Origin of the sequence: Maritimibacter harenae, from assembly GCF_009882975.1 — a bacterium.
GTDB classification, from domain to species: Bacteria; Pseudomonadota; Alphaproteobacteria; order Rhodobacterales; family Rhodobacteraceae; genus Maritimibacter; species Maritimibacter harenae.
In genome coordinates, this window is the sequence record NZ_WTUX01000003.1 from 69,905 (window position 1) to 70,904 (window position 1,000).

The window sequence follows — 1,000 nt, forward strand, 5'->3', positions numbered from 1 at the left end:
CTGTCGCAACGTGAACTGGCCGAGCGCGCAAACCTCACGGAGCCCACGACCCACACCGCGCTTCTTCGGATGGAGGAGCAGGGCTTCATCGCACGGCGCAACGTCGGCGATAACAAGCGGCGCGTGCATGCCTTTCTGACCGAGCGTGGCTGGGAATTGCGCGACGTGCTTGAGCCGATGGCGGTGGAGAGCAACGATATCGCGGTCAAGGGGTTAAGCGAAGTCGAAGTGAAGGTCCTGCGACACGGTTTGACGACCATCATCCGCAATCTCGAACAAGATGAGAAAGATGGTGCTGCGCGCGGACTTCGTGTCCCGCCGACCCGATCACTGGCCAAGATTTGACGGGCGTCGCCGGGGTGTCGGCGCGACCGTGTCCGGATTGGGTTGACCATATTTGAGTGGCCGTGTGGGAGCGTTTATGCAACCATCACGGGAGCGGTGTCGCGAAATCTAGCAATAGTTTGAAGCTATAATTGAGATATCTAATTTCTTGACGTGGCAAAATATCGCAGCTAGGAAAGTAGACGTCTAATATTCTCGCGTGTTCAGGCGGGTCGGCCCGCGGTCACGTCCGGATGGAGACACGAACCGAGAATCGCTGGGAGGCGATTCATGCAAAACTAAGGGAGGAGACTCATGAAGTACTCGATTCTGGCCGCGACGCTCGGCCTCGCGATCTCATCGACGGCGGTGTCCGCCGATCCTGTGAACCTTACCCTGTCGGGTGGCAACCCGGGTGGCCTTTGGTCGCTTCTGGGTGCCGGCATCGACCGTGCCGTCAAGGCCGACGACGGCGATTCGGTCGTCACGTATCAGGCGACCGGCGGCGGCTTCGCCAACATCGGTCTGCTTGGCAGTGACCGCACCGACCTGGGCCTGTTGCACGACGCCGAAGCGCAGATCGCGCTTCAGGGCGGAGAGCCGTTCGGTGAACCCATCGAGAACATGCGTGCCATCGGCTACATGTACAACTGGGCGCCGATGCACTTCTTCCTCG

2 protein-coding genes are annotated in these 1,000 nt (G+C 60.1%); both read left to right on the forward strand.

Features of this window, described 5'->3' with window-relative positions; translation table 11 throughout:
* Positions 1 to 345, forward strand: a 345-nt coding sequence (locus GQE99_RS21430) for a MarR family winged helix-turn-helix transcriptional regulator (protein WP_235917075.1), incomplete at its 5' end; no start/stop codon positions are given.
* A gap of 294 nt (positions 346 to 639) precedes the next feature.
* On the forward strand, positions 640 to 1,000 hold a 361-nt coding region (locus GQE99_RS21435; RefSeq protein ID WP_328794017.1), incomplete at its 3' end, for a TAXI family TRAP transporter solute-binding subunit.